Below are 23830 nucleotides of genomic sequence, written 5' to 3' on the forward strand. Positions count from 1 at the left end.
TTTTCGAGGGGTGCTAAGCTCTTTCCCCTTCGAACACACTCCCAGGACAACCATGCCCGGACTGCTGCCCCAAGTCGACCCCGACGGCCTGCTCGAATTCTCCGTGGTGTACACGGACCGCGCGCTGAACCACATGTCGCGCAGCTTCCAGGGCGTGATGAAGGACATCTCCGCGATCCTGAAGGAGGTCTACCACGCCCATTCCACCGTGCTGGTGCCGGGCAGCGGCACCTTCGGCATGGAGTCCGTGGCGCGCCAGTTCGCCACCGGCAAGGACGTGCTCGTCATCCGCAACGGCTGGTTCTCCTTCCGCTGGACGCAGATCTTCGAGATGGGGAACATCCCCGCTTCGTCCACCGTGCTGAAGGCGCGCAAGACCGGCAGCGGCCCGAAGGCGCCGTGGGCGCCGGCGCCCATCGCCGAAGTGACGGCCGCCATCCGCGAGAAGAAGCCCGCCGTGGTGTTCGCCCCGCACGTGGAAACCGCCTCCGGGATGATGCTGCCCGACGACTACATGCGCGCAGTGGCCGACGCCGTGCACGCCGTGGGCGGCCTGTTCGTGCTGGATTGCATCGCCTCCGGCGCGATGTGGGTCGACATGCAGGCCTGCGGCATCGACGTGCTGATCTCCGCGCCGCAAAAGGGCTGGAGCAGCTCGCCCTGCTGCGCGATGGTGATGCTGAGCGAGCGCGCCCGCAAGGCCATCGACGGCACCGCCAGCACCAGCTTCGCGATGGACCTGAAGAAGTGGCTGCAGATCATGGAAGCCTACGAAGGCGGCGGCCACATGTACCACGCCACCATGCCCACCGACGCCCTGACGCGCCTGCGCACCACGATGCTGGAGACGCGCGCCTACGGCTTCGCCAAGGTGCGCGCGGAGCAGGAAGAACTGGGACGCAAGGTGCGCGCGCTGTTCGAAGGCCGCGGCATGCCCAGCGTGGCGGCCGACGGCTTCAAGGCGCCGGGCGTGGTGGTGAGCTACACCACGGACCCCGAAATCCAGAGCGGCAAGAAATTCCTGGGCGAAGGCCTGCAGACCGCGGCCGGCGTGCCGCTGCAGTGCGACGAGGGCAGCGACTTCAGCACCTTCCGCATCGGCCTGTTCGGGCTGGAGAAGTGGCACAACGTCGACCGCACCGTCACCCAGTTGAAGGACGCGCTGGACCGGCTGGGCGTCGTCGCCCCGGCGAAGGCGGCCTAGCCTTAGGTGCGCAGCTTGCGACCGACGTGGCCTTCGACCGCGTCGATCTTGCTGGCCAGGCGCGACTCGCTGCCCTTGCGGTAGTCCATCTTCAGGTTCAGGCTGATGCGGCTGGTGTCCGCCTGCAGGGCGCGGAAGCAGTCCGTGACCACGCCCATCACCTGCTCCCAGTCGCCTTCGAGGATGGTGCCCATCGCCGTGAGCTGGTAGGGCACGCCGCTGCGGTCGATGATGTCGAGGATGCGCGCGACCTGCCGGCTCATGCTTTCGCCTTCGCCGACGGGTGCCATCGAAAATTCGAGCAGGACCATGGCGCGACTGTGCCAGAGCCAGGCGGCGGCGGACAAGGGGCCACCGCTGTCGTGAATTCCTGACGATTCCCTCCTCCTTTGGGCGCGAGGCGCGCGCCACCTGCCCACACCCCCTGGACATTTCAGGAAGTGAAGCTCCAGAATCTTTGCAACAAATCGTTGCATCAAAGAGGGCGGCGCCCACGAGACCGCCCCGGAGGGGTTCCGATGATTCGCGAGGTCCGGGCATGAACGCCCAGGGAATGGCCATGCCCTTGCCGGCGAGCGTGCCGGCCGCCCAGGTGCGACAACGCACTGACCTGAGCACGCGCGTGGGCGCTGCGTTCGCGGTGGTGCTGCTGCTGCAGGCGGCGCTCACCGCGCTGGCCGTGGGCCAGTTGCAGGGCGCCGCGGCCACCTGGGCCCTGGTGCTGGGCGTGGCGGGGCTGCTGGCCGTGCTGGCCACAGCGGCCTGGCTGCTGCGCCGCCTGGTCGGCCCGATGCGTCCCGCGACCGCCGCCATGCAGAGCCTGGCGGGCGGCGACCTCGCTGTCCCCATCGACCTGGCCGCCAGCGGCGAGTTGCTCCCGCTGATGGAGGCGCTGCAGGACGTGCGCGAAAAGCTGTTCAACGTCGTCGGCGAAGTGCGCACGGGGACCGGCAACGTGGCCCTCAACGCGGCGCAGATCAGTCGCGACAACCAGGCGCTGGCGCAGCGCACCGAGACCCAGGCCGACTCGCTGCAGGAAACCGCCGCTTCGATCGAGGAGCTGACGGCCGCCGTGCGCCAGAACGCCGGCACCACGCAGCAAGCGCATGCGCTGGTGCGCACGGCCACCGAGCGGGCGGAGCAGGGCGGCGCCGTGATGCGGCAGGTGGTGCAGACGATGGAATCGATCCGCGCCAGCTCGGGCAGCATCCGCGACATCATCGGCGTGATCGACGGCATCGCCTTCCAGACCAACATCCTCGCGCTCAATGCGGCCGTCGAGGCCGCGCGGGCCGGCGAGCAGGGCCGCGGTTTCGCGGTGGTGGCCGCGGAGGTGCGCATGCTGGCGCAGCGCAGCGCCGAGGCGGCGCGCGACATCAAGGCGCTGATCGTCGGTTCGGTGCAGACGGTGGATGCCGGCGGCAGCAGCGTCGAGGAGGCCGGCCGCGCGATGGCGGAAATCGTCGCCGCGGTGCGGCAGGCGGCGGACCTGATCCGCCAGATCGACGTGGCGAGCCAGGAGCAGAGCAGCGGCATCGAGAACGTCAACACCGCGGTGGCGCGCATCGACAGCACCACCCAGGACAACGCCGCCTTCGTCAAGGGCGCGGCCCGCACCGCCGCCGCCTTGCAGGAGCGCGCGGTGACCTTGCTGAAGGCGGTGGACGGCTTCCAGCTGGGCGACCGCGAGCATGGCAGCCTGGAGGAAGCGGTGGCCATGGTGCAGGCCGGTTGCGATTTCCAGCGCGCGCACGGCCGGCAGGCGCTGCTGGACGACGTGAACCGGCTGGACGCGGGCCGCTTCATCCATCGCGACCTGTACCTGATCGCGCTGGATTTGAGGACGTCGCTGTTCGTCGCCCACGGCAACAACCCGGCGCGCCTGGGCAAGGGCCCGGAAGTGAAGGACGTGGACGGCAAGGCCTTCGGCCTGGAGATGGTGCGCGTGGCGCGCGACCGCGGCGAAGGCTGGGTGGACTACAAGTGGGTGCACCCGGTGACGGGCGAGGTGTTCATGAAGACGGCGTACGTCCGGCGGGAAGGGGACCTGGCGGTGGGGTGCACGGCGTACAAGCACTGACGTCACCGCCGGCAACGAACCATTGCTGGCGGCGGCGCAATCGTCCTTGAGACAATGGCGGGTGTTCCCAGGCTCACCGTCCATGTCCGAATCCACCGCCGACCTCTCCTCCGTCCGCACGCTCGCCGAACTCCTGGCCTGGCGCATCGCGCGCACGCCGCAGGGCGAGGCCTACCGCCAGTGGGACCCGGCGACCAGCCACTGGGTCGGCATCAGCTGGCAAGCCTTCGGCGAACGGGTGGAACAGTTCCGCCGCGCGCTGTCGGCGCTGGGCGTGGCGCGCGGCGCGCGCGTCGCGATCCTGCTGCCCAATGGCCTGGACGCGGTGAGCGTCGACCAGGCGGCGCTGGCTCAGGGTTGCGTGCCGGTGCCGATGCACGCCATCGACAACCCGGCCAGCATCGCCTACATCCTGGCCGACAGCGAGGCCGAACTGCTGGTGGCGGACACGAAGGAGCAGTGGCAGGCCATCGCGGCGACAGGCGCGGTTCCCGCGACCTTGCGCAACGTCGTCCTGCGCGAATGCGACAAGTCGCCCGAAGGCACGGGACCTGCCGTCCTGTCGCTGGATGTCTGGCTGGCCCGCCGCAACGGCGCGGCGGCCGAAGCCGTGGCAGGGCCGGCGGAGGAAGACCTCGCCACTCTCGTCTACACCTCCGGCACCACCGGCAAGCCCAAGGGCGTGATGCTGACGCATCGCAACGTGCTGTCCAACGTGAAGGGCGCCGTGGAGCGGCTGCACCCGGGCAGCGACGACGTGTTCCTGTCCTTCCTGCCGCTGTCGCACACCTTCGAGCGCACGGGCGGCTACTACCTGCCCATCGCGGCGGGCGCTTGCGTGGCCTTCGCGCGTTCGGTGTCGCAACTGCCGCAGGACATGAAGACGGTGCGGCCGACCATCCTGGTCTCGGTGCCGCGCATCTACGAGCGCGTCTACGCGAAGGTGCAGGAGACGCTGGCCACGTCGCCGCTGAAGCTGCGCCTGTTCGAACTGGCGCAGGCCGTGGGCTGGCGCCGCTTCTGCCGCGAACAGGGGCTGCCGGTGGAAGCGGGCGGCTCGGCGACCGGCGATGCACTGTTGTGGCCGCTGCTGTCGGCGCTGGTTGCCAAGCCCTTGCTGGCGCAGTTCGGCGGCCGCATCCGCGTCGCGGTGAGCGGCGGCGCCGCGCTGTCGGGGCCGATCGCGCGCTGCTTCCTCGGCCTGGGCCTGCCCATCGTGCAGGGCTACGGCATGACCGAGAGCGCGCCCGTGGTTGCCGCCAACACGCCGCAGGACAACGACCCCGCCACCGTGGGTCGCGCGCTGCCCGGCGTGGAGGTGCGCATCGGCGAGAACAAGGAACTGCTGGTGCGCGGCCCGAACGTGATGCGCGGCTACTGGAAGCGACCGGAAGACACGGCGAAGGCCATCGACGCCGACGGCTGGCTGCACACCGGCGACCAGGCCGCCATCGAGCAGGGACGCATCCGCATCCTGGGCCGGGTGAAGGAAATCATCGTCACGAGCACCGGCGAGAAGATCGCGCCGGTGGACCTGGAGATGGCCATCGTCGCCGACCCGCTGTTCGAGCAGTCGTACTGCTTCGGCGACAACCGGCCGTTCATTGCCTGCATCGTGGTGCTGGGGCGCGAGCCGTGGACTCGCCTCGCCGGCGAACTGGGTCTGGATCCCGCGTCTGCGGCTTCGCTGCTTGCCCCCGCGGCGGTCCAGGCCGTGCTGGCGCGCATCCGCGAGCTGACCAAGAGCTTCCCGTACTACGCGCAGCCGCGCTCGGTGGCCCTGACGACGGAACCGTGGACCGTGGAGAACGGACTGATCACGCCGACCTTGAAGTTGAAGCGGAACAACCTGATCGCGCATTTCGGGCCGGAGATCGCGCGGCTGTACCACCGCTAATCCCGCCCTTGACATGCCGGGCTGACCCGGCAGCCATGCCACTTGCGGTACAACCTCAGGCATGCGCCTGGTTGTCCTCCTGCCCATCCTCCTCGCCGCCTGCGCGTCCAGCCCGCCGCCGTACCTGGACCTGGCGAGCTACGCCTGCTCGGACGGCACCACGCTGCGGGTGCATTACGCCACCGATGGCGCGCACGTCACCTTGCCGGATGACTCGGTCCTGATCCTGCCGCAGCAGCCATCGGGCATGCGATTCGCGGCGGGGCCGTGTGAGTTGCGGCCGAGGGATGGAGATGCGACTTGGACCGCTGCGCCGCGTGCGTTGGTGGCGTGCAGGGGCGAAGGTACGCTCTGGAGCCGCTAAGGCGAGTCGAGCAGGACGCGCTGCAGCGCATCGGCGACGGCATACGTTGCGGTGATCAGGTCGGCCAAGAGGCGTTCATCGACTTCCAGCAGCCCTTCGTATTCGCCGAGATTCCTCGTCGCATGACACTTGGCCAGCACGCGCCACACTTCGGGTCCGAGCTTCAGCGTGTGTGGCAGCAGCTGGAAGACGATGTATCGGTTCGCCGGGCGGTAACCGGCACAGCCGGCGGCTCCCTGCGCAAGGGCTTGCCGGGACCGCAGAGGTTCTCAGGCTCCGAGGCCATGCAGGATCTCCTCCTGCCCGATCAGCCAGATCTTCGGCTGCGCGAGCACTCGTCGGACGAAGGCATTGTCCTGTTTCGAGCGCTTTGCAAGTTGTGCGGTCGTATACACGGTGGGGTTCACGGGCCGGCCCAGGCTGACCGACGCGGGCTCCAACGCTCCGAAGATGTCCGCGTAGCCAAGTGATTCGCTGAGGACCATGACGTCGATATCGCTCTCGGCGGTGTCGACCTGCTTGGCCACGGATCCGAAAACGAAGGCCGCGTCGATCCGCGCGGCCAGCGGCGCGAGCGCCTCGCGCAGGACATCGGCGAGACCGAAGGTCTTCAGCACCAACCTGCGCAGCTCGCCGTAGACGGGCGCTGCTTCATTGGCCTGGTAGTGTTTCTGGTTGCCGATGCTCGTGACCTTCAGCAGTCCGGCGGCGGTGAGGTCGGCCAACTCCCGTTGCACGGCGCCGCGGCCCGATTGCGCCAAGGCCATGACCTCGGACGCGAAGAAACTCCTGTTCGGATTGCCGAACAAGATTCCCAGGACGCGTTGCCGTACCCTGGGGAACAGGGCATCGGCCATGGTTATCGCGGTTGTACTCAAATTGGGTACGATCATACCCGATTTGGGGTTAAGCGCCGCTAGCCCTATTTCCCGAAGCTGTCCTTCAACCCCGTCACCCGGTTGAACACCGGCTTCCCCGCCGCGTGATCCTTCCGATCCGCCACGAAGTAGCCGTGCCGCTCGAACTGGAACTTCTCGTCGCCGTGCGCCTTGCCTAGCGACGGCTCCACATAGGCCGTCACCAGCTTCAGCGAATCCGGGTTCAGCTCCTCGAGGAAGTCGCGGTCACCGGCGCCGGGCTGCGGCACGGAGAACAGGCGGTCATACATGCGTACTTCCGCCTTCACGCCATCGGCCACGCCGACCCAGGTGATGTTGCCTTTCACCTTCACGGCATCCGCACCGGGCGTGCCGCTCTTGGTGTCCGGCACCAGGCGAGCCTGGATCTCGGTCACTGCACCGGAGGCATCGCGCGTCGCGCCGACGCACTCGATCACATGGCCGTACTTCATCCGCACCTTGTTCCCCGGGAACAGGCGGAAGAAGCCCTTCGGCGGCGTGTCTTCGTAGTCGGTGCGCTCCACCCACAGCTCGCGGCCGAACATGAAGTCGCGGCGGCCGCGCGACGGATCGTGCGGATGCACCGGCGCCGAGCAGGGATCCAGGTGGCCCGCACCCATCAGCTCGTCCCAGTTCGTGACCACCATCTTCACGGGGTCCAGCACCGCCATCGCGCGCGCCGCCTTCGGGTCGAGGTCGTCGCGCAGCGCGATTTCCAGCGTCGAATAGTCGATCCACGAATCGGCCTTGCTCACGCCGATGCGGTCGGCGAACAGGCGCAGCGACTCAGGCGTGTAGCCGCGACGGCGCATGCCCACGATCGTCGGCATGCGCGGGTCGTCCCAGCCGGACACATGGCCCTGGTCCACCAGCTGCTTCAGCTTGCGCTTGCTGGTGAGCACGTAGGTCAGGTTCAGGCGCGCGAATTCGTACTGGCGCGGATGCGGCGTGTTGATCAGCCCGCCTTCGGCCAGGCGATCGAGCAGCCAGTCGTAGAACGGCCGCTGGTCCTCGAACTCCAGCGTGCAGATGCTGTGGGTGATGTTCTCCAGCGCGTCCTCGATCGGGTGCGCGAAGGTGTACATCGGGTAGATGCACCACTTGCTGCCCGTGTTGTGGTGCTCCGCATGCTTGATCCGGTAGATCGTCGGGTCGCGCATGTTGATGTTCGGGCTGGCCATGTCGATCCTGGCGCGCAGCACGGCGGAGCCATCGGGCAGCTTGCCGTCGCGCATGTCGCGCAGGCGCTGCAGGTTCTCCTCGATCGAGCGGCTGCGGAAGGGGCTGTCCACGCCCGGCCGGCCGAAGTCGCCGCGGTTCACGCGCATCTCTTCCGGCGTCTGCTCGTCCACGTAGGCGAAGCCGGCCTCGACCAGGTACTCGGCCGCGCGGTACATGAAGTCGAAGTAGTCGCTGGCCTGGTACAGGTGCGTGATGCCGTTCGCGTCCCAGCCGTAGCCCAGCCAGTGCACCGCGTCCTTGATGCCGTCGACGTACTCCTGCTCCTCCTTCTCGGGGTTGGTGTCGTCGAAGCGCAGGTGGCAGATGCCCTGGTAGTCCTGGGCCAGCCCGAAGTTCAGGCAGATGCTCTTGGCGTGGCCCACGTGCAGGTAGCCGTTGGGCTCGGGCGGGAACCGGGTACGGATGCGCGCGGGGTCGGCCGGGCCGGCCTTCTGCTGGGCGCCATCGGCGGGATGGCCGGACCAGTGCCGGCCGGCGTAGGTGCCTTGTTCCAGGTCGCGCTCGATCACTTGCCGCAGGAAGTTGCTGGGCTTGGGCGCGCCTTCTTTGCTGTCATTCGGGGAAGCCATATCCCATCGATTTTGTCATGCCTGCATGCAGGGGCCGGGCGGGCCCCCGGCAGGCCGCTGCGAACTAAGGGATACGGCCGGGTTACGACTGGCAACGGGAATCACCGGACAGCCGTAATCAGTACGCGCTCACGCACGTTAAATCGGGGAGGGCATGCCGCCTGGCCCAGAAGGTCGGGCGGGCATGGCCGAATCCAAGGAGTCTTATGAAACTGAAATCCATCGCCGTCGTCCTGGCCCTGGCCGCCGCCGGCATCGGCGCCGCCCAGGCGCGCACTTCCGTCGGCGTGTCCGTCGGCATCGGCCTGCCGGGCATCGCCATCGGCGCGCCGGTCTATGCCGCGCCGGTTTATGCACCGGCGCCCGTGTACGTGGCTCCGCAGCCGGTCTACATGGCCCCGCAGCCCGTGTACGTCGCGCCGCCGGTCTATGTGCGGCCCGCGCCGGTGGTCTACGCGCCGGTCTATTACGGTCCGCACCGTGCCTGGCGCGGCCGCCACTGGCACTGAGCAGCGCTCCGGATTCCTGACGCCAGAACAGGAGCTCCAAGCGATTCGGCCCCGGGTCACCCTGGGGCCTTTTTTTCGCCTGCCCACGGCCGGGGCCTTCTTGCCGTGCCCTTCAGCTCGCTGGGTCGCGCCGTCCCGCGTTGCTACTGGTGGTGTTGGTCCTTGCCGGGCTTCTCTTCGTCCGGCGTCGGGAAGGGCGAAGGCAGCAGCGCCTTCAGCCTCAGTTGGTCGCGCAGGTGCGGCAGCACGCTTTCGCTGCCTCTGCCGCTATGGCCCTGCGCCGTCGCCCGCTCGACATAGCCGCGCGTCCTGCGCTGGCCGCCGCCGCGGTCGGAGAGCCGCCTGCGCGGCGTCTCGCGGTCGTCCTGGGGTTTTCCGTCTTTCATGTGCACTTCTTTCCTCTGAGTGTGTTTACAGAGTAAAGACAGTGCAAAGGTTTGCATGCCGGCCCTGCCCGGCGGTGGACGTCAGACGGAGACGACCGAGCGGTACCCAAAAAAAAGAACCCCCAGGTCAGACCTGGGGGTAACAATGCCAGTCGCGGGACGGAGGGCCGGACCAGCTCACCCCGGAGGAGGAGGGGACTCAGAGGAGTCGGGGTGACCGGGAGACGAAACGCGCTTCGTTCGATTTGTCGGTTGCGGAGCGCCTTTCGTGCAATTCGATGGCTTGTAGTAGACACGGGAGGATGCGCCACGCCCTGTAGGACAGGACCCACAGGCTCTGCCAGACAGCAGCCCTAACTGCGGCTCCAGCCCAGCCGCGCAACCCCATCCTCGTGCAATCGCGACTATGCTGGCCCAGCCATGAATTCCGCTTCTGATTCCGGCACCCGCCACCACACCGTGCTCGTGGTGGACGACAACGCCACGTCCCGTTATTCCCTGTCGCGCGTGCTGCGCGCCGCGGGCTTCGCCACGGTGGAAACCGCGGGCGGGGCCGAGGCCCTGGAGATGGCCGCCAAGGAGGGCGTCGCCGCCATCGTGCTGGACGTTCACCTGCCGGACCTGCACGGCTTCGAGGTCTGTCGCCTGCTGCGCAGCCAGCCGGCCACTTCCACCTTGCCGGTCATCCACGTGTCGGCGGTCCATGTGCAGCCGGACGACCACGCCACCGGCCTGCGCACCGGCGCCGACGCCTACCTGGTCAGCCCGGTGGAACCGCAGGTGCTGGTGAGCACCGTGGAGGCGCTGATCCGCTCGCGCGCCTTCGAAGCCGACGTGCGCCACAGCGAGATGCGCTTCCGCGGCGTCTTCGAGAACGTCGCGGCCGCCATCGCCCTGGTCGATGCGGAAAGCCGCTTCGTCGAGGCCAACGAGGCCTTCGCCGCGCTGGTCGGCCAGCCGCGCCAGCAGTTGGAAGGCCGCCGCGTCGCCACGCTGGCGCCGGCGCGCTGGACCCTGCAGGTGGAGCAGGCAGTGACCAAGTGGAGCCAGTCCTGGCAAGGCGAGTTTCCTCTGCGCGCGGCCGACGGCACGCACGTGCAGATCTCCTGGTGCGTGACGCCGCACGTCGAAGAGGGCTACGCGGTCGCGTATGCCCGTCCGGCGCACGCTTCCTAGTTCAGCGGGCTTGGGCAGGCTGGGTTGCGCGCCAGCGCCCCCCAGCAGTCACATCGCCTTGAACAAGTGCGCGTAAAGCCGGCTCACGGCCAGCTTGTCCTTGCGCCCCTTCAAGGCCAGGTGCAGTTTCCCCGCCTCGTCCCGCAGCACGCTCTCGATCGCGGTCGCCCGCACAACGGTTCCGCGATGCACCTGCCAGAACAGGTTCGCATCCAGCTGCGGCAGCAGCTCCTTCAGCGGCGTGCGGATCAGGACCTCGTGCTCGCCGGTCACCACCCGCACGTACTTGTCGGCCGCCTCGAAAAACACCACTTCTTCCACCGGCACCATGCGGATGCTGCTGCCCACGCTGGCCTGGATCACCTTCAGCTGCGCGGCCGGCGCGGCCGGCGCGCCGGCCAGCAGGTGGCGCAATTGCTCCAGCGTGGCGTCCATGGGCAGGCTGGCACGGCGCGCCAGCACGCCGCGTACCTTCTCCACCGTCTTCTGCAGGCGGCTCGCCTGCACCGGTTTCAGCACATAGTCCACCGCCTGCGCCTCGAAGGCCTGCACGGCGTACTGGTCGTAGGCGGTGACGAACACCAGCGCGGGGAAGGGCGCGTCGGCGGGCCAGGCATCGGCCAGGTCGGCCGCCGCTTCCAGGCCGCCCTGGCCCGGCATGCGGATGTCGAAGAACAGCACCTCGGGGCGCTGCTGCAGCGCGGCCTCCACCGCGGCGGCGCCGTCGCCGACCATGGCCAGCACTTCCAGCTCCGGCCAGGCACGTTTCAGTTCCGCCTGCAGCGCTTGCGCGAGCAGCGGTTCGTCTTCGGCGATCAGGGCGGTGGTCACTGGCAAACCTCCATGCTACGCATTGCGGTACTCGCCCTTGGGGCGGCCCTGCGGGCTCATGTCGCGGCGAGGGGCAGGGTGATGCGGGTGCGCGCGCCCGTGCCCGGTGCGCTCTCGAATTCATAGCGGGCGGCTTCGCCATAGAGCGCCGCCAGGCGCTGGCGCACCTGCGTCAGGCCGAAGCCGCCGCCGTTCGGGGCGGGCGCGCCGGCGCCGGCGCCGGCGCCGCTGTCGCTGATCTCCAGCACCAGCTGCGCGTCTTCGCTGCGGGCGCGCACCTCGATGCGGCCGCCCTGCACCTGCGGCTCCAGGCCGTGCTTGATGCTGTTCTCCACGATCGGCTGCAGCAGCAAGGTTGGCACCGGGCGCGCCGCCAGCTCCGGCGGCAAGGCCAGTTCGTAGGCCAGGCGCGGGCCCATGCGGATGGACATCAGCTCCAGGTAGTCGTGCAGCCGGTCGAACTCCGCCTGCAGCGAGTGCGTGGTGGTGCGCGAGGCGTCCAGCGTGGCGCGCAGGTACGCGATCATGTGGTCCAGCATCTGCTGGGCCCGCGCGGGGTCGATGGCGATCAGCACGCGCAGGTTGGCCAGCGTGTTGAACAGCATGTGCGGTTCCAGCTGCGTCTCGAGCAGCTTCAGGCGCGCCTCGTTGGCGTGGCGCTGCGCCTCGCCCATCTTGCGTTCCAGGTAGCTGCTGCGGCCGGCGCTATAGAAGTAGTAGCTGCAGGCGATGGTGGCCAGCACGGTGATCATCACCGAGCTGCGCGTCTCGGCCGCCAGGTCCGTGGGCGGCGGCCCCTGGTACAGGTGGAAGTGCAGGCACAGCACGTCGCCGATGAAGTTGCCCGCGAAGAAGCCGATGACGATGCCCACGATGACGATGGCCACCCCGGGGAAGCCCTTGGGCCAGCCGGTCTCCTCCGACGAGGGCAGCAGGTGCCGTCCCAGGTCGATGAAGGCCCAGGTCACCATGCCGATGGCCAGCGAATACACCAGCGGCGGGCCGTAGCCGCGGTCCGGGATGAAGAAGTACTGGATGCTTGCGATGGCCAGGCAGAAGGCCATCACCTGCAGCATGTTCCGCAGCTTGGCGACGAGGTCGATGCTCATGGCAGCCGGGACTGCTCGCGCTGCAGGCGCTCGCGCTCGCGCGCCACCATGCGCTCGCGCAGGCCGCTGGACGAACCGAGCACGAAGACCGAGACGCCGTGCAGCACCACGCCGATGCCCCAGCCGATCGTCGGGAACCAGGTCCAGCGGTGGTGGCCCATGCCGAAATACGCGCCCAGGAACCAGGCGAGGTTGAACAGCACGTAGATGCAGGCATGCATGTACCAGCCAAGCTTGGCGCCCGCGCGCTTGCGGGCGAGTCTCTCGATCTGTTCGGGGCTGAGCGGCTGGTGCATCTCGGACGATTCTAGGGGAGCAGGTGTTGTTGCAAGAACTGGGTGATGCGCGCATGGGCCTGCGGCACCAGGGCGCGGTCGAAGCCGGCCGGGTCGGCGAGCAGGCGCACTTCGGGGCCGTGCAGGTCGGGCGGCAGGGGGGACATCAGCGAGCCGTGGCCGGCGTCGGCCAGGTTCGACACCATCGTGCAGTTGCTGCCGCAGGACCTGGCGACGACGTCGATGTGGTACGCCGGCTTCAGCCAGATGTCCTGGCCGTTGCGCACCAGTCCCAGGGGCACCTTCGGGTGCGCCAGCGAGGTGGGGTCGAAATCGGCCGCCAGCGGCACTTCGGCCACGATGGCGGCGATGCGCGGGTCGGTATGGCCGTACCAGGTCGCGTCGTCCAGGCGGTGGCGGATGGCGAAGCGGGCGCCGGCCTTCTTCAGGCCGTCGGCCCAGGTCCCGTGCAGTTCCAGCATCGTGCCCACGCAGGTGGGGAAGTCGTCGTCGATGTGCACTTGGCAGTGCGCGCTCAGCGCCGCGGGCGACCAGCGGCCGCCGGCGAGCGTGAGCGCCGTGTGGCCCCCGGCCGACATGCCCCACATGCCGACGCGGTCCAGCGAGAGCAGGGGCGCGAACTGCGGGTCCGCGGCGATCGCGTCGATGGCGCGCGACACTTCGAACGGGCGGCGCTTCCAGGTCTGCGGGCCGACCATGCTGTGGTCGTGCCAATTGTCGCCCTTGTGTTCCGGCAGCGCAGCGACGAAGCCCGCTTCGGCCAGCCGCATCGCCAGGTCGCTGTAGACCCAGGGGGAGCCGCCGGAACCGTGCGACATCACCACCAGGCGGCCGTTGCCGCGCACCGGCGCGGCCCCCCAGGCGACTTGCAGCGTGAAGGGGCCGAGCACCTTGGTCTGGGCGGGCGCGTTGGTCGGGTAGAACACGGTGACCGGTCCGTCGCCTTCGAGGCCCGGCAGTTCCCGGACTCCGACGCCGGCGTGCGCCGCGGCGGCCAGCAGTGCGAGCAGCACCACGCCGGCATAGCGCAGGAGGGCGGGCTTCATTGCAGCCGCTCCCGTTCCTGCAGCAGGCGGCGGCGTTCCTCGGCCACCATGCGCTCCCGGAGGCCGCTGGTCCGTCCGAACACCACCAGGCCATGGATCGCCAGGCCGATGCCCCAACCCGCCGCCGGGAAGAAGGCCCAGGCATGGGAGCTCATGGCGGAGATCATCGCCAGCAGGGCGTTGACGGCAACGTACACGGTGGCATGGATGTACCAGCCCATCTTGGCGCCGGCGCGGCGGCGGGCCTGTTTCTCGAGGTCGTCGGTCAGCATGGCGGTTCTCCTGGCGAAGTTTGGGGTTCAGGCGGCGAGGACGGCGCGGGACGGCAGGGCCAGGCGCCACAGGCGGGCGGTGCGGCCGACGAACAGGCCGGTGAAGGCGCCATACAGGCCGGCGACGGTCAGGGCGTACTGGCTGTCGCGCATCAGCTGGGGCGCGATGGCGAGGTCGACGCCGACCACGTACTTGACGAGGAAGATGCCCACGATCAGCAGCAAGGGCACCACGCTGCCGGGGATGGCGAATGTGCGGGTGGCGGCGTCGTAGCGGGCGTTGGCGGACAGGCGGGCGACGAAGGCGCCCACGATCACCGCGGCGGCCAGCCACAGGCCCAGGGCCTGGGTCAGCAGCGGCGAATTGCCGAAGGCGGAGACCATGCCCCAGACCGAGAAGCCGGTCATGGCCACGGGCATCAGGGAAACGCGGGCCAGGCTGGCGGTGCGGGCCCGCAGCTGGCTGGCGCCGAGCGCGGCCAGGGCGGTGGCCAGGCCCCACACCCAGGTGGGCGTGCTGCGCAGGATCTGGCCGATGGCTTCGGGGTGCTGGTAAACGAGCTGGATGATCATGGGGCTCTCCGGTTGCGATGGACGCACTGTGCAAGGAGAGCCCCGCCGCCACCACGCGGCTGCGACGGAATGCGGGCGGCGGGCCGTGAAATGCAGCCCGCGGGGAGTCAAACGCGGCGCCGTTCAGCGGCGCCCAGGGGCCTCAGGCCCACATCCGGCGGTACTTTTCGGCCAGTTCCTGCTGCCGCCGGACGATGTTGGGCACGTCCGGGTGCGTGGGGCTGATCTCGGACATGGCCCAACGGTAGAAGGCCTGGGCGACCACCACATGGAGGAGGCTGATGATTTTCATGCCGGCTATGGTGCCGGGGCGGGGCGACGGCACTGTAGGCTCGGCGCGCGTGGCTTCCCGGCGTGAAAGCTACGCGGCGTGTCGGACAAGTTCAACGGCTGAGGCACGCGGCTTGTAACGGCGCGGCTTCCGGTCAGGCTGGCCGGCGATAATCCGCCCTTTTTGCGGGAGCGTACGTGGACCTCGTCTTGCTGGTGAAAGCCGCCATCATGGGCATCGTGGAAGGCTTGACGGAGTTCCTGCCGATCTCCAGCACGGGCCACCTCATCCTCACGGGTGCCTTGCTGCACTTCGACGACGAGAAGGCCAAGGTGTTCGACATCGCCATCCAGACCGGCGCCATCCTGGCGGTCATCCTGGTCTACTGGCAGCGCATCCGCGAAACCATCGTCAAGCTGCCGAGCGACCGGCAGGCCCAGCGTTTCGCCACCAACGTGCTGGTCGCCTTCTTCCCGGCCGTGGTGCTGGGCCTGGCTTTCGGCAAGGCCATCAAGGAACACCTGTTCACCGCGCCGGTCGTCGCGACTACCTTCATCCTGGGCGGCTTCATCATCCTGTGGGCCGAGCGCCGCAACCACAAGGTGCGGGTGCAGGAAGTCGACGACATGACCTGGCTGGACGCCCTGAAGCTCGGTTTCGTCCAGTGCCTGGCGCTGATCCCGGGCACCAGCCGCAGCGGTTCCACCATCATCGGCGGCATGCTGCTGGGCCTGTCGCGCAAGGCGGCCACCGAGTTTTCGTTCTTCCTGGCCATTCCGACGCTGATCGGCGCCGGCGTGTACAGCCTGTTCAAGGAGCGCGCACTGCTGTCGGCTGCGGACATTCCGCTGTTCGCCGTCGGCCTGGTGTTTTCCTTCCTGGCCGCCTGGCTGTGCGTGCGCTGGCTGCTGCGCTACATCTCCTCCCACAGCTTCACGCCTTTTGCCTGGTACCGCATTGCCTTCGGCATCATCGTGCTGCTGACGGCCTTCACCGGCTGGGTGGACTGGCGCGATTGACGCGGCGGCGGTAAGGCCGCCAGCCGCCTTCGGGCTGCGCCAGCCGGTCGGCGACGACGCGCAGCACCTCCGGGTGCGTCGCCATGCCCAGGTGGCTGGCGTGCACCTCCACATTCTCCACTTCCGTTCCGGGCGGCTCCACGCAGCCGCGCCAGCTGACCATCCCGTCGCTGCGGCTGTAGATGGAGGTGGTGGGCACCGGCGGCCGCGCGGCCAGCTGCGCCTGCAGCGCCGGGGTCAGCTTCGACGAGTCGCCGCCCATCAGCGTGTAGAGCGTCCCGGCATGGTTGCCGCGGCCCAGCGAATGGGCCGGCGTGGCCAGGGTGACGACTTGGCGCACCGCCTGCGGGACGCGCTTGGCGACTTCCCGCGCGTAGATGCCGCCCAGGCTCCAGCCGACCAGGCTGACGCGCTTTCCGGACTGTTCCTGCAGCGCCAGCACGTGCTCGGCCAGCGGTTCGAGCCATTCATCCAGGCGTCCCTCCGGACCGGTATTGATGCCGCGCTCCCAGTCGTGCACCGAGAAGCGGCAACTGCGCAGGTAGGTGCGCAGGTCCGACGTGCCCAGCGGACCGGACCCGAGCCCGGGATAGAGCACGACCGGATGGCCGTCGCCCTCGTAGTGGGGCAGGTGCTTCAGCCGGTTGGCGCACAGGTCGAGCAGGGCGCGCAGCGGTTCGGCGAAGAGCAACCCGAGCGGCGGGGCGGTGAAGGCAGTGGCTGCCGGAGTAGGACGCATGGAAGTCAATCTGGACCATTTGCGCGAACCGCCGTGTGGGCGCGCGCATGACACGCTCGTAGGACAGCAGAAGCAAACCCTGCCATCCGCCTGCAACTTCTGAAACGAAAAGCAGTACCGGCCGCAACCGGTCCGCACCGGGCGATCACATGGCCAGCAAGGCCGCCTCGATCGCCGCCGCGGTCGCCAGCGGCTTTTCCATCGGGAACAGGTGGCTGCCTTCGAGCATCATCACGCGGCCTTGCGTGACCTTCTGCGTCATCGCCATCCCGACCTGCTTCATCTCCTCCGACTCGAGCCCGCCGATGAAGGCAGCCGGGCACTTCAGCGGATGCTTGGCCAGCATCCGGTCGAGGTTGTCGGGGATGGTGTTGTAGATCGCCGTCTCGATCTCGCGATCGAAGCCGAGCACGCGCTGGCCGTCCTCGTCGTGCGTGCCGTGCGTGATGTAGTCGGCCAGCACCTGCGGTTCCCAGTGCGCGAAGGCCTTCTTGCGGCGGAAATTTTCCAGCGCCTCCTCGCGCGAGGGCCAGCGGTTCTTGCGCTTGCGGCTCACCGCGCCAGGCGAGATGGAGCCCACCAGCGGCGTGCGCTTGACGGCGCGCAACGCATGCGACTTCCAGCCGCCCAGCAGCGGCGAATCCAACATCAGCACGCCGCGCGCGAGCTTGGGGTGCAGGGCGGCGCACATCACGCTCAGGAAGCCGCCCAGCGAATGCCCCACCAGGAAGGCCGGCTCGCCGGCCTTCTGCACCTCGCGGTCGGCGAAGTCGTGCAGCTGCTGCACGAGATGGGGCCAGTTGTTCGAAGGCGCGTACTGCGGCTCGTGGCCGAACTTCTCCACCGCCTTCACCAGGAAGCCGCGCGAACGCAGGCTCTTGAAGAGGACGGTGTAGGTGCCGGCCGGAAAGCTGTTGGCGTGGGAGAAGACGACGAGGCTCAAATCAGTTTTTCTTCCGGCCGCGTGATCTTCTTCAGCGGCTTGTTGCGGCCGCCCGTGGTGTCTTCGCAGCGCAGCGGCGTGTCGGTGTGGGCGTCGTCCCAGACCGGGTCCTCCAGGCTGTCGAACACCTCGCGCAGCTTCTGCCCCCAGCCCGTGTGCAGCATGCGGTAGTACGGGTTCTGCATGTCGATGCAGACCACCTTGTCGGTCTCGTAGCGGTTCGCTTCGTACACCACCAGGTCCAGCGGCGGGCCGACCGACAGGTTGGACTTCATCGTGGAGTCCATGGACACCAGCGCGCACTTGGCGGCTTCGTCCAGGTCGGTCTCGGGCGTCAGCACGCGGTCCAGCACCGGCTTGCCGTACTTGTACTCGCCGATCTGGAAGTAGGGCGTCTCGGCCGTCGCCTCGATGAAGTTGCCGGCGGAGTACACCTGGAACAGGCGCATGTTCTCGCCGCGGATCTGGCCGCCGAAGATCAGGTTGACGTTGAACTCCACGCCAGCGTGCTTCAGCGACTGCGCATCGCGCTGGTACACGTGCCGCACCGCCTGCCCCAGGATGCGGCAGGCGTCGAACATGCTGTTGCAGTTCCAGATGGTCAGCGGCTCGGACTCGGGCGTCTCCTTCAGCTGCTCCACCTGCAGGATCTCGCGCACCGACTGCGAGATGCTCAGGTTGCCCGCCGACAGCAGCACCATGAAGCGGTCGCCCGGCTTCTCGTAGATGATCATCTTGCGGTAGGTGCTGATGTTGTCCACGCCCGCGTTGGTGCGCGAGTCGGACAGGAACACCAGTCCCGCATTGAGCTTGATGCCGACGCAGTACGTCATGGTTGGATCAGTTTCTTGAGTTGGTACAACGCATCCAGCGCCTCGCGCGGGCTCAGCGCGTCCGGGTCCAGCGCCGACAGGGCGGCCTCTGCCTTGCTCGGCGCGGACGCCTCGGCGGCGGGCGGGGGCGCGAACAAGTCTACCTGCTCGCGGCTGGATTCCTGGTGCTTCTCCAGCGCAGCCAGGGCGTGGCGCGCGTGGTTGACCACGCCGGTGGGCATGCCTGCCAGCCGGGCCACCTGGATGCCGTAGCTGCGGCTGGCCGGTCCGGGCAGGATCTCGTGCAGGAACACGATGTCCGCACCGGACTCGGTGGCGCCCACGTGCACGTTGAGCGCGCAGTGGTGCTTCGCGGGGAACTCCGTCAGCTCGAAGTAGTGCGTGGCGAACAAGGTGAAGGCCTGGGTCTTGTCGTGCAGGTGCGCGGCAATGCCGGAAGCAAGGGCCAGGCCATCGAAGGTGGAAGTCCCGCGGCCGATTTCGTCCATCAGCACCAGGCTCTGCGCGCTGGCGCCGTGCAGGATCTGCGCGGCCTCGGTCATCTCCAGCATGAAGGTCGACTGCGCATTGGCCAGGTCGTCCGCCGCGCCGATGCGCGTGTGGATGGCATCGATCGGTCCCAGCCGGCAGGCCTGCGCCGGTACGTAGGAACCCATCGAGGCCAGCAGGCAGACGATCGCCACCTGCCGCATGTAGGTCGATTTACCGCCCATGTTGGGACCGGTGATCACCTGCATGCGCTGCTTCGGGCCCATGCGCGTGTCGTTGGGGATGAAGCTGCCGCCGTGCGTCTCGGCCAGCCGCGCTTCCACCACCGGGTGGCGGCCCTGCGTGATCTCGATGCCCGGTTCCTTGATGAAGACCGGGCGGCACCAGTTCAGCGTCAGTGAACGCTCCGTCAGCGCGCATAGCGCGTCCAGCCCCGCCAGCGCACGCGCCAGGCGCGTGAGGGCCGGGATGTGCTGCTGCAGGTCGTCCAGCAGTTGCTCGTACAGCCACTTCTCGCGGGCCAGCGCGCGCTCCTGCGCCGACAGCGCCTTGTCCTCGAAGGCTTTCAGCTCCGGCGTGATGAAGCGTTCGGCGTTCTTCAAGGTCTGGCGGCGGCGGTAGTCGTCCGGCACCTTGTCCAGTTGCCCCTGCGTGACTTCGATGTAGAAGCCGTGCACCTTGTTGAACTGCACGCGCAGGTTGGCGATGCCGCTGCGGGCGCGCTCGCGCGTTTCCAGCTCCAGCAGGAAGCCGTCGCAGTTGTCCTGGATCGCGCGCAGTTCGTCGAGATCGGCGTCGTGGCCGGTGGCGATGACGCCGCCGTCGCGCACCAGCGCCGACGGGTCTTCCTTGATCGTCGCAACCAGCCGTTCGGCGCAGCCGGGCGGCGGCTGCAGGTCCGCCGCGGCACTGGAGAGCAACCCCGGCAGGCCTTGCAGCATCAGGCCCAGCTGCTGCGATTTCGAGAGCGCCCAGCCCAGGCCGACGAGCTCGCGCGGACGCACCTGGCGCAGCGCGATGCGCGCCGTGATGCGCTCCACGTCGCTCACGCCCTTCAGCTCGCCGCGCAGTTTCTGCCACAGGCCTTCGCGCATGCTGGTGATGGCTTCCAGCCTTTGCGTGGCCACGCCGCGGTCGCGCATCGGCTCCAGCAGCCAGGACTTCAGCGCCCGGCTGCCCATGCCGGTCATGCAGGTGTCCAGCAGCGAGAACAGGGTGGGCGCGTCCTCGCCGCGCAGGGTCTGCACCAGTTCCAGGTTGCGCCGCGTCGCCGGCGGCAGCTCGATGCGCTCGCCGTCCCGCACCACCTGCAGCTGCCGCACGTGCGACAGCGCGCGGCCCTGCGTGTGTTCGGCGTAGGCGAGCAGGGCGGCAGCGGCCGCATGGGCATGCTCCAAGTCCTCGGCGCCCCAGGCTGCGAGGCTGGCGGCCTGCAGCTGCTCCAGCAGCTTGCGCTGGCCCAGTCCGGCTTCGAACTGCCATTCGGGCCTGGCCGTCATGGGCAGGCCGGCCAGGCGCAGGGCCTGCAGGCGCTGCATGAAAGCCGGCGTGAGATCGGCGGCGCTGTGCAGCAGCTCGCTGGGTGCAATGCGGGCGATCCACGCTTCCAGTGCGTCGGCGTCGCATTCGGCCAGCTGCAGCGCGCCCTGTGTCACGCTCAGCCAGGCCAGGCCCACCTTGTTGCGCGGCGCCTGGTGCAGGGCCAGCAGCACCGCTTCGGATTTCTCGGTGAGGAGCTCGGTGTCGGTCAGCGTGCCGGGCGTGACCACGCGCACCACCTTGCGCTCCACCGGGCCCTTGCTGGCGCCGACCTCGCCCACCTGTTCGCAGATGGCGACCGACTCGCCGGCCTTGATCAGGCGCGCCAGGTAGTTTTCCATCGAGTGGAAGGGCACGCCGGCCATCACCACCGGCTCGCCGGCGGACATGCCGCGACGCGTCAGGGTAATGTCAAGAAGCCGCGCCGCCTTCTCGGCGTCGCCGAAGAACAGCTCGTAGAAGTCCCCCATCCGGTAGAACACCAAAGTGTCCGGATGGTCGACTTTCACCCCAAGATACTGCTGCATCATGGGGGTGTGCTTGCTGAGGTCGGGGGCGGCGGGATTCTGGCTCATTCGGCCCCGATTATCGACGGCGCTCCGGGGCGACTTCCGGGCGGATCGGCGACAATCTCGCCCCGGCCAGCAGTTCCCGCAGTTTTCCGTGCCTCCGTCTTTCCGCGACAGCGTCGCCGTTTCCCCTTCGTCCCCCCGTCCCGCAACGCTCCGCAGCTGGCTGGCCCGCTGGTGGCCGGCGCCGGTGGGCATCGATGGCCGCGAGACCTTGCGGGCTGTCGCCGGCGCTGCGCTGGGCATGTTGTTCGCCGCCGTCTTCAGCCACGCGCTGGCGGGGCCGCTGCCGATCGCGGCCTGGCTGGTCGCGCCGCTGGGCGCGTCCGCGGTGCTCGTGTTCGCGCTGCCGGCGAGCCCGCTGGCACAGCCCTGGTCGGTGGTGGGCGGCAACACCTTGTCGGCCCTGGTGGGCATCGCTTGCGCCAACCTGGTGCCGGACCCGGCCCTGGCCGCCGGCCTGGCCGTGGCCGGCGCGATCGCGCTGATGGTCACCTTGCGTTGCCTGCATCCGCCGGGCGGCGCGGCGGCGCTGCTGATGGTGGTGACGCACACCACCGGCTTCCACTTCGCGCTGTTCCCGGTGATGGGGAATTCGCTGCTGCTGGTGACCGCCGGCATCGTCTACAACAGCCTCACAGGCCGTCCCTACCCGCGCGCGCAGGGCGCCACGAGCGCGCTGGGCGTGCGGACCGTGGCCGGGCGGCGCTTCTCCGAGGCCGACCTCGACGTCGCCCTGGCGCACTACAACCAGGTGGTGGACATCAGCCGCGCCGACCTGCAGGACCTGCTGGAACACGCCGAGATGGCCGCCTACCAGCGCCGCCTGGGCGCGCTGCGCTGCGAGGACGTGATGACGCGCGAGCCGGTGTCGGTGGCCTTCGGCGCCTCGCTGCAGGAAACCTGGACGCTGATGCGCGAGCGGCGCATCAAGGCGCTGCCGGTGGTGGACCGCGCCGGGCACATCGCCGGCATCGTCACGCCCGCGGACTTCATGCGCCTGGCCGACCTGGACCAGCACGAAGGCCTGCGCGACCGCCTGCGCCAGCTGCTGCGGGCCACCGGCCTCACGCACACCGAGCGGCCCGAGGTGGTGGGCCAGATCATGGCCCGCAACGTGCGGGTGGCCAGTGCCGATCGCCCGCTGGCGGACCTGGTGCCGGTGTTCTCCGAGGACGGCCACCACCACATTCCCATCATCGACGGGAAGCAGCGGCTGGTCGGCATGATCACGCAGACGGACCTGGTGCGGGCGCTGTACCGGTCGGCGGCGTAGCGGCGCCGAGGCCGCGCGCCCGCCAGGCGGCGACCGCCTGTTCGAGGTTGTGGAACATGCGCTCTTCGCCGAGAGCCTCGCCCAGCGGCGATTGCCGGACCATGGCGAACACGCCGGGGTTCATGCCCACCAGCCAGATGGTGACGCCTGCCGCGCGCAGACGTTTTTCGGCTTCGATCCACATCTTGAGCGCGGTGTATTCCAGGTCGAACACGCCGCGCAAGTGCAGCGCCACCACCTGCGGCCGCTGTTCGGCGATCAGTTCGGTGACCTTGCTGCCCAGGCGGTTCGCGTTGGCGAAGAAGATGCGCCCCTCCGGCCGCAACATCAGCAGGCCCGGATAGGTCTCGTCGTGCGGGTGCTCCGAGGAGAGCGCGCGGAACACGTTGGTCCCCGGCTTGCGCGCCAGCACGTGCACCGCCGGGTCCGACACCTGGTACGCCAGCGCCAGCAGCGACACGATGATCGCCACCAGGATGCCTTGCAGCGTCCCGAGCAGCATCACGCCTGCCATCGCCACCAGCGCCCAGGTGAACTCGGTGCGGCGCACCTGGCGGATGGCGCGGAACTCGTGCGGTTCGATCAGCCCGACGGAATAGACTGCCACCACGGCAGCCAGCGTGGCTTGCGGCATGGCGCCGATGAAGGGCGCGAGCAGCAGCAGCGTGGCGAGCGCGAGCGCGGAGGTCACCAGGCCGGCAAGCTGCGAGCGCGCCCCGGCGCGGCGGTTCACTGCCGTCTGCGAGGTGCCGCCGCCGGCCGGCATGGCGCCCAGCAGCGCGCCGGCGGCATTGGCAAGGCCGGTGGCGAGCAGTTCGCGATTGGCTCCGGGCGGTGGTTCGTTGCTTTCGGCGAAAGCGCGCGCCGCGGCGATCGACTCGGTGAAGCTCATGAGGGCGATGCCCGCCGCTGCCGGCGCCAGCGTCGCCAGCAGGTGCCAGTCCGGCAGCGTGGGCGAGGGCAGGCCGGTCGGCACGTTACCCACCGCTTCCACGCCGAAGCGGCCCAGGTCCAGGAACTTCATGGCCAGGATGCCGGCCACCACGGCCACCAGCGGTGCCGGCGCGCGCGGTGACACATGCTCCAGCCCCAGCAGGATGACCACCATGGCGACGGCCACCGCCAACGTTGCCCACGAGGTATGCGGCAGGTTGAGCGCAATCGCGCCGATGTTGTGGACGAAGTCCCCCTTGGTGAAGTGCACGCCCAGCAGCTTGGGGACCTGGTCGACGATGATGACGATGCCGATGCCGGCCTTGAAGCCCACCAGCACCGGCTCGGAGATGAAGTTGGCGATGAAGCCCAGGCGCAGCAGGCCGGCTGCGAACAGCATCACCCCCACCAGCAGCGTCAGCGTGGCGCAGGCGACCGCCAGTGCCGCCGGACCGCCCGCCGCCAATGGCGCCAGGGCGGCCCCGGCCAGGATGGCCAGCGTCGTGGTGGTGCTGACGCTCAGCGGCCGCGAGGTGCCGAGCAGCGCGTAGACCGCCATCGGCACCAGCGCGGTGTACAGGCCCACCTGGACCGGCAGGCCGGCAATGGTGGCGTAGGCCAGCGCCTTGGGGATCACCACCGCGGCGGCAGTCGCCCCCGCCAGCAGGTCGGGGGCCAGCCATTGCGGCTGGTACTGCGCCAGCCATTGCAGCACCGGCAGCCGCCCGCGCGGCGCCTCGGCCAGCAGCGGCAGCTCCCTGTCCAT

At 69.0% G+C, this 23830-nt stretch carries 25 protein-coding genes; 8 read left to right on the forward strand and 17 right to left on the reverse strand.

Going from position 1 to position 23830, the window contains the following annotated elements; all coding sequences use genetic code 11:
- Window positions 1-52: 52 nt before the first annotated feature.
- On the forward strand, window positions 53-1204 hold the full coding sequence (locus tag HHL11_RS14645) for an aminotransferase class V-fold PLP-dependent enzyme (protein WP_169419088.1): 1152 nt from the start codon (window positions 53-55) through the stop codon (window positions 1202-1204).
- Window positions 1205-1206: 2 nt separating this feature from the next.
- Here the strand turns inward: HHL11_RS14645 and HHL11_RS14650 are convergent, their stop codons facing one another.
- Window positions 1207-1515, reverse strand: a complete 309-nt coding sequence (locus HHL11_RS14650) for an MTH1187 family thiamine-binding protein (protein WP_169419089.1) — start codon at window positions 1513-1515, stop codon at window positions 1207-1209.
- A gap of 227 nt (window positions 1516-1742) precedes the next feature.
- Here HHL11_RS14650 and HHL11_RS14655 point away from each other — a divergent pair, with 227 nt between their 5' ends.
- From HHL11_RS14655 to HHL11_RS14665, 3 genes are all read left to right on the forward strand, one after another.
- Window positions 1743-3284: a methyl-accepting chemotaxis protein gene (locus HHL11_RS14655; protein WP_169419090.1), complete on the forward strand. Its 1542-nt coding sequence runs from the start codon at window positions 1743-1745 to the stop codon at window positions 3282-3284.
- 82 nt (window positions 3285-3366) lie between these two features.
- Window positions 3367-5181, forward strand: a complete 1815-nt coding sequence (locus tag HHL11_RS14660) for an AMP-dependent synthetase/ligase (protein ID WP_169419091.1) — start codon at window positions 3367-3369, stop codon at window positions 5179-5181.
- A 61-nt stretch (window positions 5182-5242) separates the two neighbouring features.
- Complete coding sequence (locus HHL11_RS14665; protein ID WP_169419092.1) at window positions 5243-5545, forward strand: MliC family protein; 303 nt, start codon at window positions 5243-5245, stop codon at window positions 5543-5545.
- Here the strand turns inward: HHL11_RS14665 and HHL11_RS34400 are convergent.
- From HHL11_RS34400 to HHL11_RS14680, 3 genes are all read right to left on the reverse strand, one after another.
- The gene (locus tag HHL11_RS34400; RefSeq protein WP_240980077.1) at window positions 5542-5694 is read right to left on the reverse strand and encodes a hypothetical protein; all 153 of its coding nucleotides are present in this window, start codon (window positions 5692-5694) and stop codon (window positions 5542-5544) included. The two genes, HHL11_RS14665 and HHL11_RS34400, sit on opposite strands and share 4 nt — an antisense overlap.
- Before the next feature lie 120 nt (window positions 5695-5814).
- Window positions 5815-6402 (reverse strand): nucleotidyltransferase domain-containing protein, encoded by a 588-nt coding sequence (locus HHL11_RS14675; RefSeq protein WP_240980078.1) that lies wholly within the window; start codon window positions 6400-6402, stop codon window positions 5815-5817.
- Window positions 6403-6467: 65 nt separating this feature from the next.
- Window positions 6468-8255: a glutamine--tRNA ligase/YqeY domain fusion protein gene (locus tag HHL11_RS14680; protein WP_169419094.1), complete on the reverse strand. Its 1788-nt coding sequence runs from the start codon at window positions 8253-8255 to the stop codon at window positions 6468-6470.
- 206 nt (window positions 8256-8461) lie between these two features.
- Between HHL11_RS14680 and HHL11_RS14685 the strand changes: the two genes are divergently transcribed.
- Window positions 8462-8764 carry a hypothetical protein gene (locus tag HHL11_RS14685; RefSeq protein ID WP_169419095.1) on the forward strand — a complete coding sequence of 101 codons (303 nt, stop codon included), beginning with the start codon at window positions 8462-8464 and terminating at the stop codon, window positions 8762-8764.
- A 143-nt stretch (window positions 8765-8907) separates the two neighbouring features.
- Here the strand turns inward: HHL11_RS14685 and HHL11_RS14690 are convergent, their stop codons facing one another.
- Window positions 8908-9150: a hypothetical protein gene (locus HHL11_RS14690; RefSeq protein ID WP_169419096.1), complete on the reverse strand. Its 243-nt coding sequence runs from the start codon at window positions 9148-9150 to the stop codon at window positions 8908-8910.
- 420 nt (window positions 9151-9570) lie between these two features.
- On the opposite strand from HHL11_RS14690, the gene HHL11_RS14695 reads away from it, so the two are divergent.
- Window positions 9571-10326 (forward strand): ATP-binding response regulator, encoded by a 756-nt coding sequence (locus HHL11_RS14695; RefSeq protein ID WP_169419097.1) that lies wholly within the window; start codon window positions 9571-9573, stop codon window positions 10324-10326.
- 48 nt (window positions 10327-10374) lie between these two features.
- Here the strand turns inward: HHL11_RS14695 and HHL11_RS14700 are convergent, their stop codons facing one another.
- From HHL11_RS14700 to HHL11_RS14730, 7 genes are all read right to left on the reverse strand, one after another.
- Window positions 10375-11163, reverse strand: coding sequence for a LytR/AlgR family response regulator transcription factor (locus HHL11_RS14700; protein WP_169419098.1), 789 nt, complete (start codon window positions 11161-11163; stop codon window positions 10375-10377).
- A 50-nt stretch (window positions 11164-11213) separates the two neighbouring features.
- Window positions 11214-12266, reverse strand: coding sequence for a sensor histidine kinase (locus HHL11_RS14705; RefSeq protein WP_169419099.1), 1053 nt, complete (start codon window positions 12264-12266; stop codon window positions 11214-11216).
- Window positions 12263-12562, reverse strand: coding sequence for a 2TM domain-containing protein (locus tag HHL11_RS14710; RefSeq protein ID WP_169419100.1), 300 nt, complete (start codon window positions 12560-12562; stop codon window positions 12263-12265). The genes HHL11_RS14705 and HHL11_RS14710 overlap by 4 nt, the downstream gene beginning before the upstream one ends.
- Before the next feature lie 11 nt (window positions 12563-12573).
- On the reverse strand, window positions 12574-13608 hold the full coding sequence (locus HHL11_RS14715; RefSeq protein WP_169419101.1) for an alpha/beta hydrolase family protein: 1035 nt from the start codon (window positions 13606-13608) through the stop codon (window positions 12574-12576).
- A complete protein-coding gene (locus HHL11_RS14720) occupies window positions 13605-13880 on the reverse strand; it encodes a 2TM domain-containing protein (RefSeq protein WP_169419102.1) in 276 nt (91 codons plus the stop codon). Before HHL11_RS14720 ends, HHL11_RS14715 begins: the two co-directional genes overlap by 4 nt.
- A 27-nt stretch (window positions 13881-13907) precedes the next feature.
- Window positions 13908-14453: a DUF6622 family protein gene (locus HHL11_RS14725; RefSeq protein ID WP_169419103.1), complete on the reverse strand. Its 546-nt coding sequence runs from the start codon at window positions 14451-14453 to the stop codon at window positions 13908-13910.
- Window positions 14454-14595: 142 nt separating this feature from the next.
- Complete coding sequence (locus tag HHL11_RS14730) at window positions 14596-14745, reverse strand: hypothetical protein (RefSeq protein WP_169419104.1); 150 nt, start codon at window positions 14743-14745, stop codon at window positions 14596-14598.
- Window positions 14746-14921: 176 nt separating this feature from the next.
- On the opposite strand from HHL11_RS14730, the gene HHL11_RS14735 reads away from it, so the two are divergent.
- Entirely contained in the window at window positions 14922-15743 is an 822-nt protein-coding gene (locus tag HHL11_RS14735; RefSeq protein WP_169419105.1) for an undecaprenyl-diphosphate phosphatase, read from the forward strand.
- Here the strand turns inward: HHL11_RS14735 and HHL11_RS14740 are convergent.
- The 4 genes from HHL11_RS14740 to mutS all read right to left on the reverse strand — a co-directional run bounded on the left by HHL11_RS14740 (window position 15715) and on the right by mutS (window position 20861).
- Window positions 15715-16482, reverse strand: a complete 768-nt coding sequence (locus tag HHL11_RS14740) for a lipase family alpha/beta hydrolase (RefSeq protein WP_169419106.1) — start codon at window positions 16480-16482, stop codon at window positions 15715-15717. The two genes, HHL11_RS14735 and HHL11_RS14740, sit on opposite strands and share 29 nt — an antisense overlap.
- Window positions 16483-16627: 145 nt before the next feature.
- Window positions 16628-17425, reverse strand: coding sequence for an alpha/beta fold hydrolase (locus HHL11_RS14745; RefSeq protein WP_169419107.1), 798 nt, complete (start codon window positions 17423-17425; stop codon window positions 16628-16630).
- The gene (locus tag HHL11_RS14750) at window positions 17422-18258 is read right to left on the reverse strand and encodes a proteasome-type protease (protein ID WP_169419108.1); all 837 of its coding nucleotides are present in this window, start codon (window positions 18256-18258) and stop codon (window positions 17422-17424) included. The genes HHL11_RS14745 and HHL11_RS14750 overlap by 4 nt, the downstream gene beginning before the upstream one ends.
- On the reverse strand, window positions 18255-20861 hold the full coding sequence (gene mutS, locus HHL11_RS14755) for a DNA mismatch repair protein MutS (protein WP_169419109.1): 2607 nt from the start codon (window positions 20859-20861) through the stop codon (window positions 18255-18257). Before mutS ends, HHL11_RS14750 begins: the two co-directional genes overlap by 4 nt.
- Window positions 20862-20949: 88 nt before the next feature.
- On the opposite strand from mutS, the gene HHL11_RS14760 reads away from it, so the two are divergent.
- Complete coding sequence (locus HHL11_RS14760; protein WP_425355198.1) at window positions 20950-22131, forward strand: HPP family protein; 1182 nt, start codon at window positions 20950-20952, stop codon at window positions 22129-22131.
- Here the strand turns inward: HHL11_RS14760 and HHL11_RS14765 are convergent.
- Window positions 22085-23830 carry a SulP family inorganic anion transporter gene (locus tag HHL11_RS14765; RefSeq protein WP_205964282.1) on the reverse strand — a complete coding sequence of 582 codons (1746 nt, stop codon included), beginning with the start codon at window positions 23828-23830 and terminating at the stop codon, window positions 22085-22087. The genes HHL11_RS14760 and HHL11_RS14765 overlap by 47 nt on opposite strands.

Origin of the sequence: Ramlibacter agri (assembly GCF_012927085.1) — a bacterium.
GTDB lineage: Bacteria > Pseudomonadota > Gammaproteobacteria > Burkholderiales > Burkholderiaceae_C > Ramlibacter > Ramlibacter agri.

Excerpts from the sequence above, each read along its gene's own strand:
- HHL11_RS14665 (WP_169419092.1), top strand. The coding sequence starts at position 5,243 with ATGCGCCTGGTTGTCCTCCTGCCCATCCTCCTCGCCGCCTGCGCGTCC.
- HHL11_RS14690 (WP_169419096.1), bottom strand. The coding sequence starts at position 9,150 with ATGAAAGACGGAAAACCCCAGGACGACCGCGAGACGCCGCGCAGGCGG.
- HHL11_RS14720 (WP_169419102.1), bottom strand. The coding sequence starts at position 13,880 with ATGCTGACCGACGACCTCGAGAAACAGGCCCGCCGCCGCGCCGGCGCC.
- HHL11_RS14660 (WP_169419091.1), top strand. The coding sequence starts at position 3,367 with ATGTCCGAATCCACCGCCGACCTCTCCTCCGTCCGCACGCTCGCCGAA.
- HHL11_RS14730 (WP_169419104.1), bottom strand. The coding sequence starts at position 14,745 with ATGAAAATCATCAGCCTCCTCCATGTGGTGGTCGCCCAGGCCTTCTAC.
- HHL11_RS14740 (WP_169419106.1), bottom strand. The coding sequence starts at position 16,482 with ATGCGTCCTACTCCGGCAGCCACTGCCTTCACCGCCCCGCCGCTCGGG.
- mutS (WP_169419109.1), bottom strand. The coding sequence starts at position 20,861 with ATGAGCCAGAATCCCGCCGCCCCCGACCTCAGCAAGCACACCCCCATG.
- HHL11_RS14645 (WP_169419088.1), top strand. The coding sequence starts at position 53 with ATGCCCGGACTGCTGCCCCAAGTCGACCCCGACGGCCTGCTCGAATTC.
- HHL11_RS14705 (WP_169419099.1), bottom strand. The coding sequence starts at position 12,266 with ATGAGCATCGACCTCGTCGCCAAGCTGCGGAACATGCTGCAGGTGATG.
- HHL11_RS14710 (WP_169419100.1), bottom strand. The coding sequence starts at position 12,562 with ATGCACCAGCCGCTCAGCCCCGAACAGATCGAGAGACTCGCCCGCAAG.
- HHL11_RS14650 (WP_169419089.1), bottom strand. The coding sequence starts at position 1,515 with ATGGTCCTGCTCGAATTTTCGATGGCACCCGTCGGCGAAGGCGAAAGC.
- HHL11_RS14685 (WP_169419095.1), top strand. The coding sequence starts at position 8,462 with ATGAAACTGAAATCCATCGCCGTCGTCCTGGCCCTGGCCGCCGCCGGC.
- HHL11_RS14765 (WP_205964282.1), bottom strand. The coding sequence starts at position 23,830 with ATGGACAGGGAGCTGCCGCTGCTGGCCGAGGCGCCGCGCGGGCGGCTG.
- HHL11_RS14750 (WP_169419108.1), bottom strand. The coding sequence starts at position 18,258 with ATGACGTACTGCGTCGGCATCAAGCTCAATGCGGGACTGGTGTTCCTG.
- HHL11_RS14695 (WP_169419097.1), top strand. The coding sequence starts at position 9,571 with ATGAATTCCGCTTCTGATTCCGGCACCCGCCACCACACCGTGCTCGTG.
- HHL11_RS14725 (WP_169419103.1), bottom strand. The coding sequence starts at position 14,453 with ATGATCATCCAGCTCGTTTACCAGCACCCCGAAGCCATCGGCCAGATC.
- HHL11_RS14655 (WP_169419090.1), top strand. The coding sequence starts at position 1,743 with ATGAACGCCCAGGGAATGGCCATGCCCTTGCCGGCGAGCGTGCCGGCC.
- HHL11_RS14715 (WP_169419101.1), bottom strand. The coding sequence starts at position 13,608 with ATGAAGCCCGCCCTCCTGCGCTATGCCGGCGTGGTGCTGCTCGCACTG.
- HHL11_RS14680 (WP_169419094.1), bottom strand. The coding sequence starts at position 8,255 with ATGGCTTCCCCGAATGACAGCAAAGAAGGCGCGCCCAAGCCCAGCAAC.
- HHL11_RS14675 (WP_240980078.1), bottom strand. The coding sequence starts at position 6,402 with ATGGCCGATGCCCTGTTCCCCAGGGTACGGCAACGCGTCCTGGGAATC.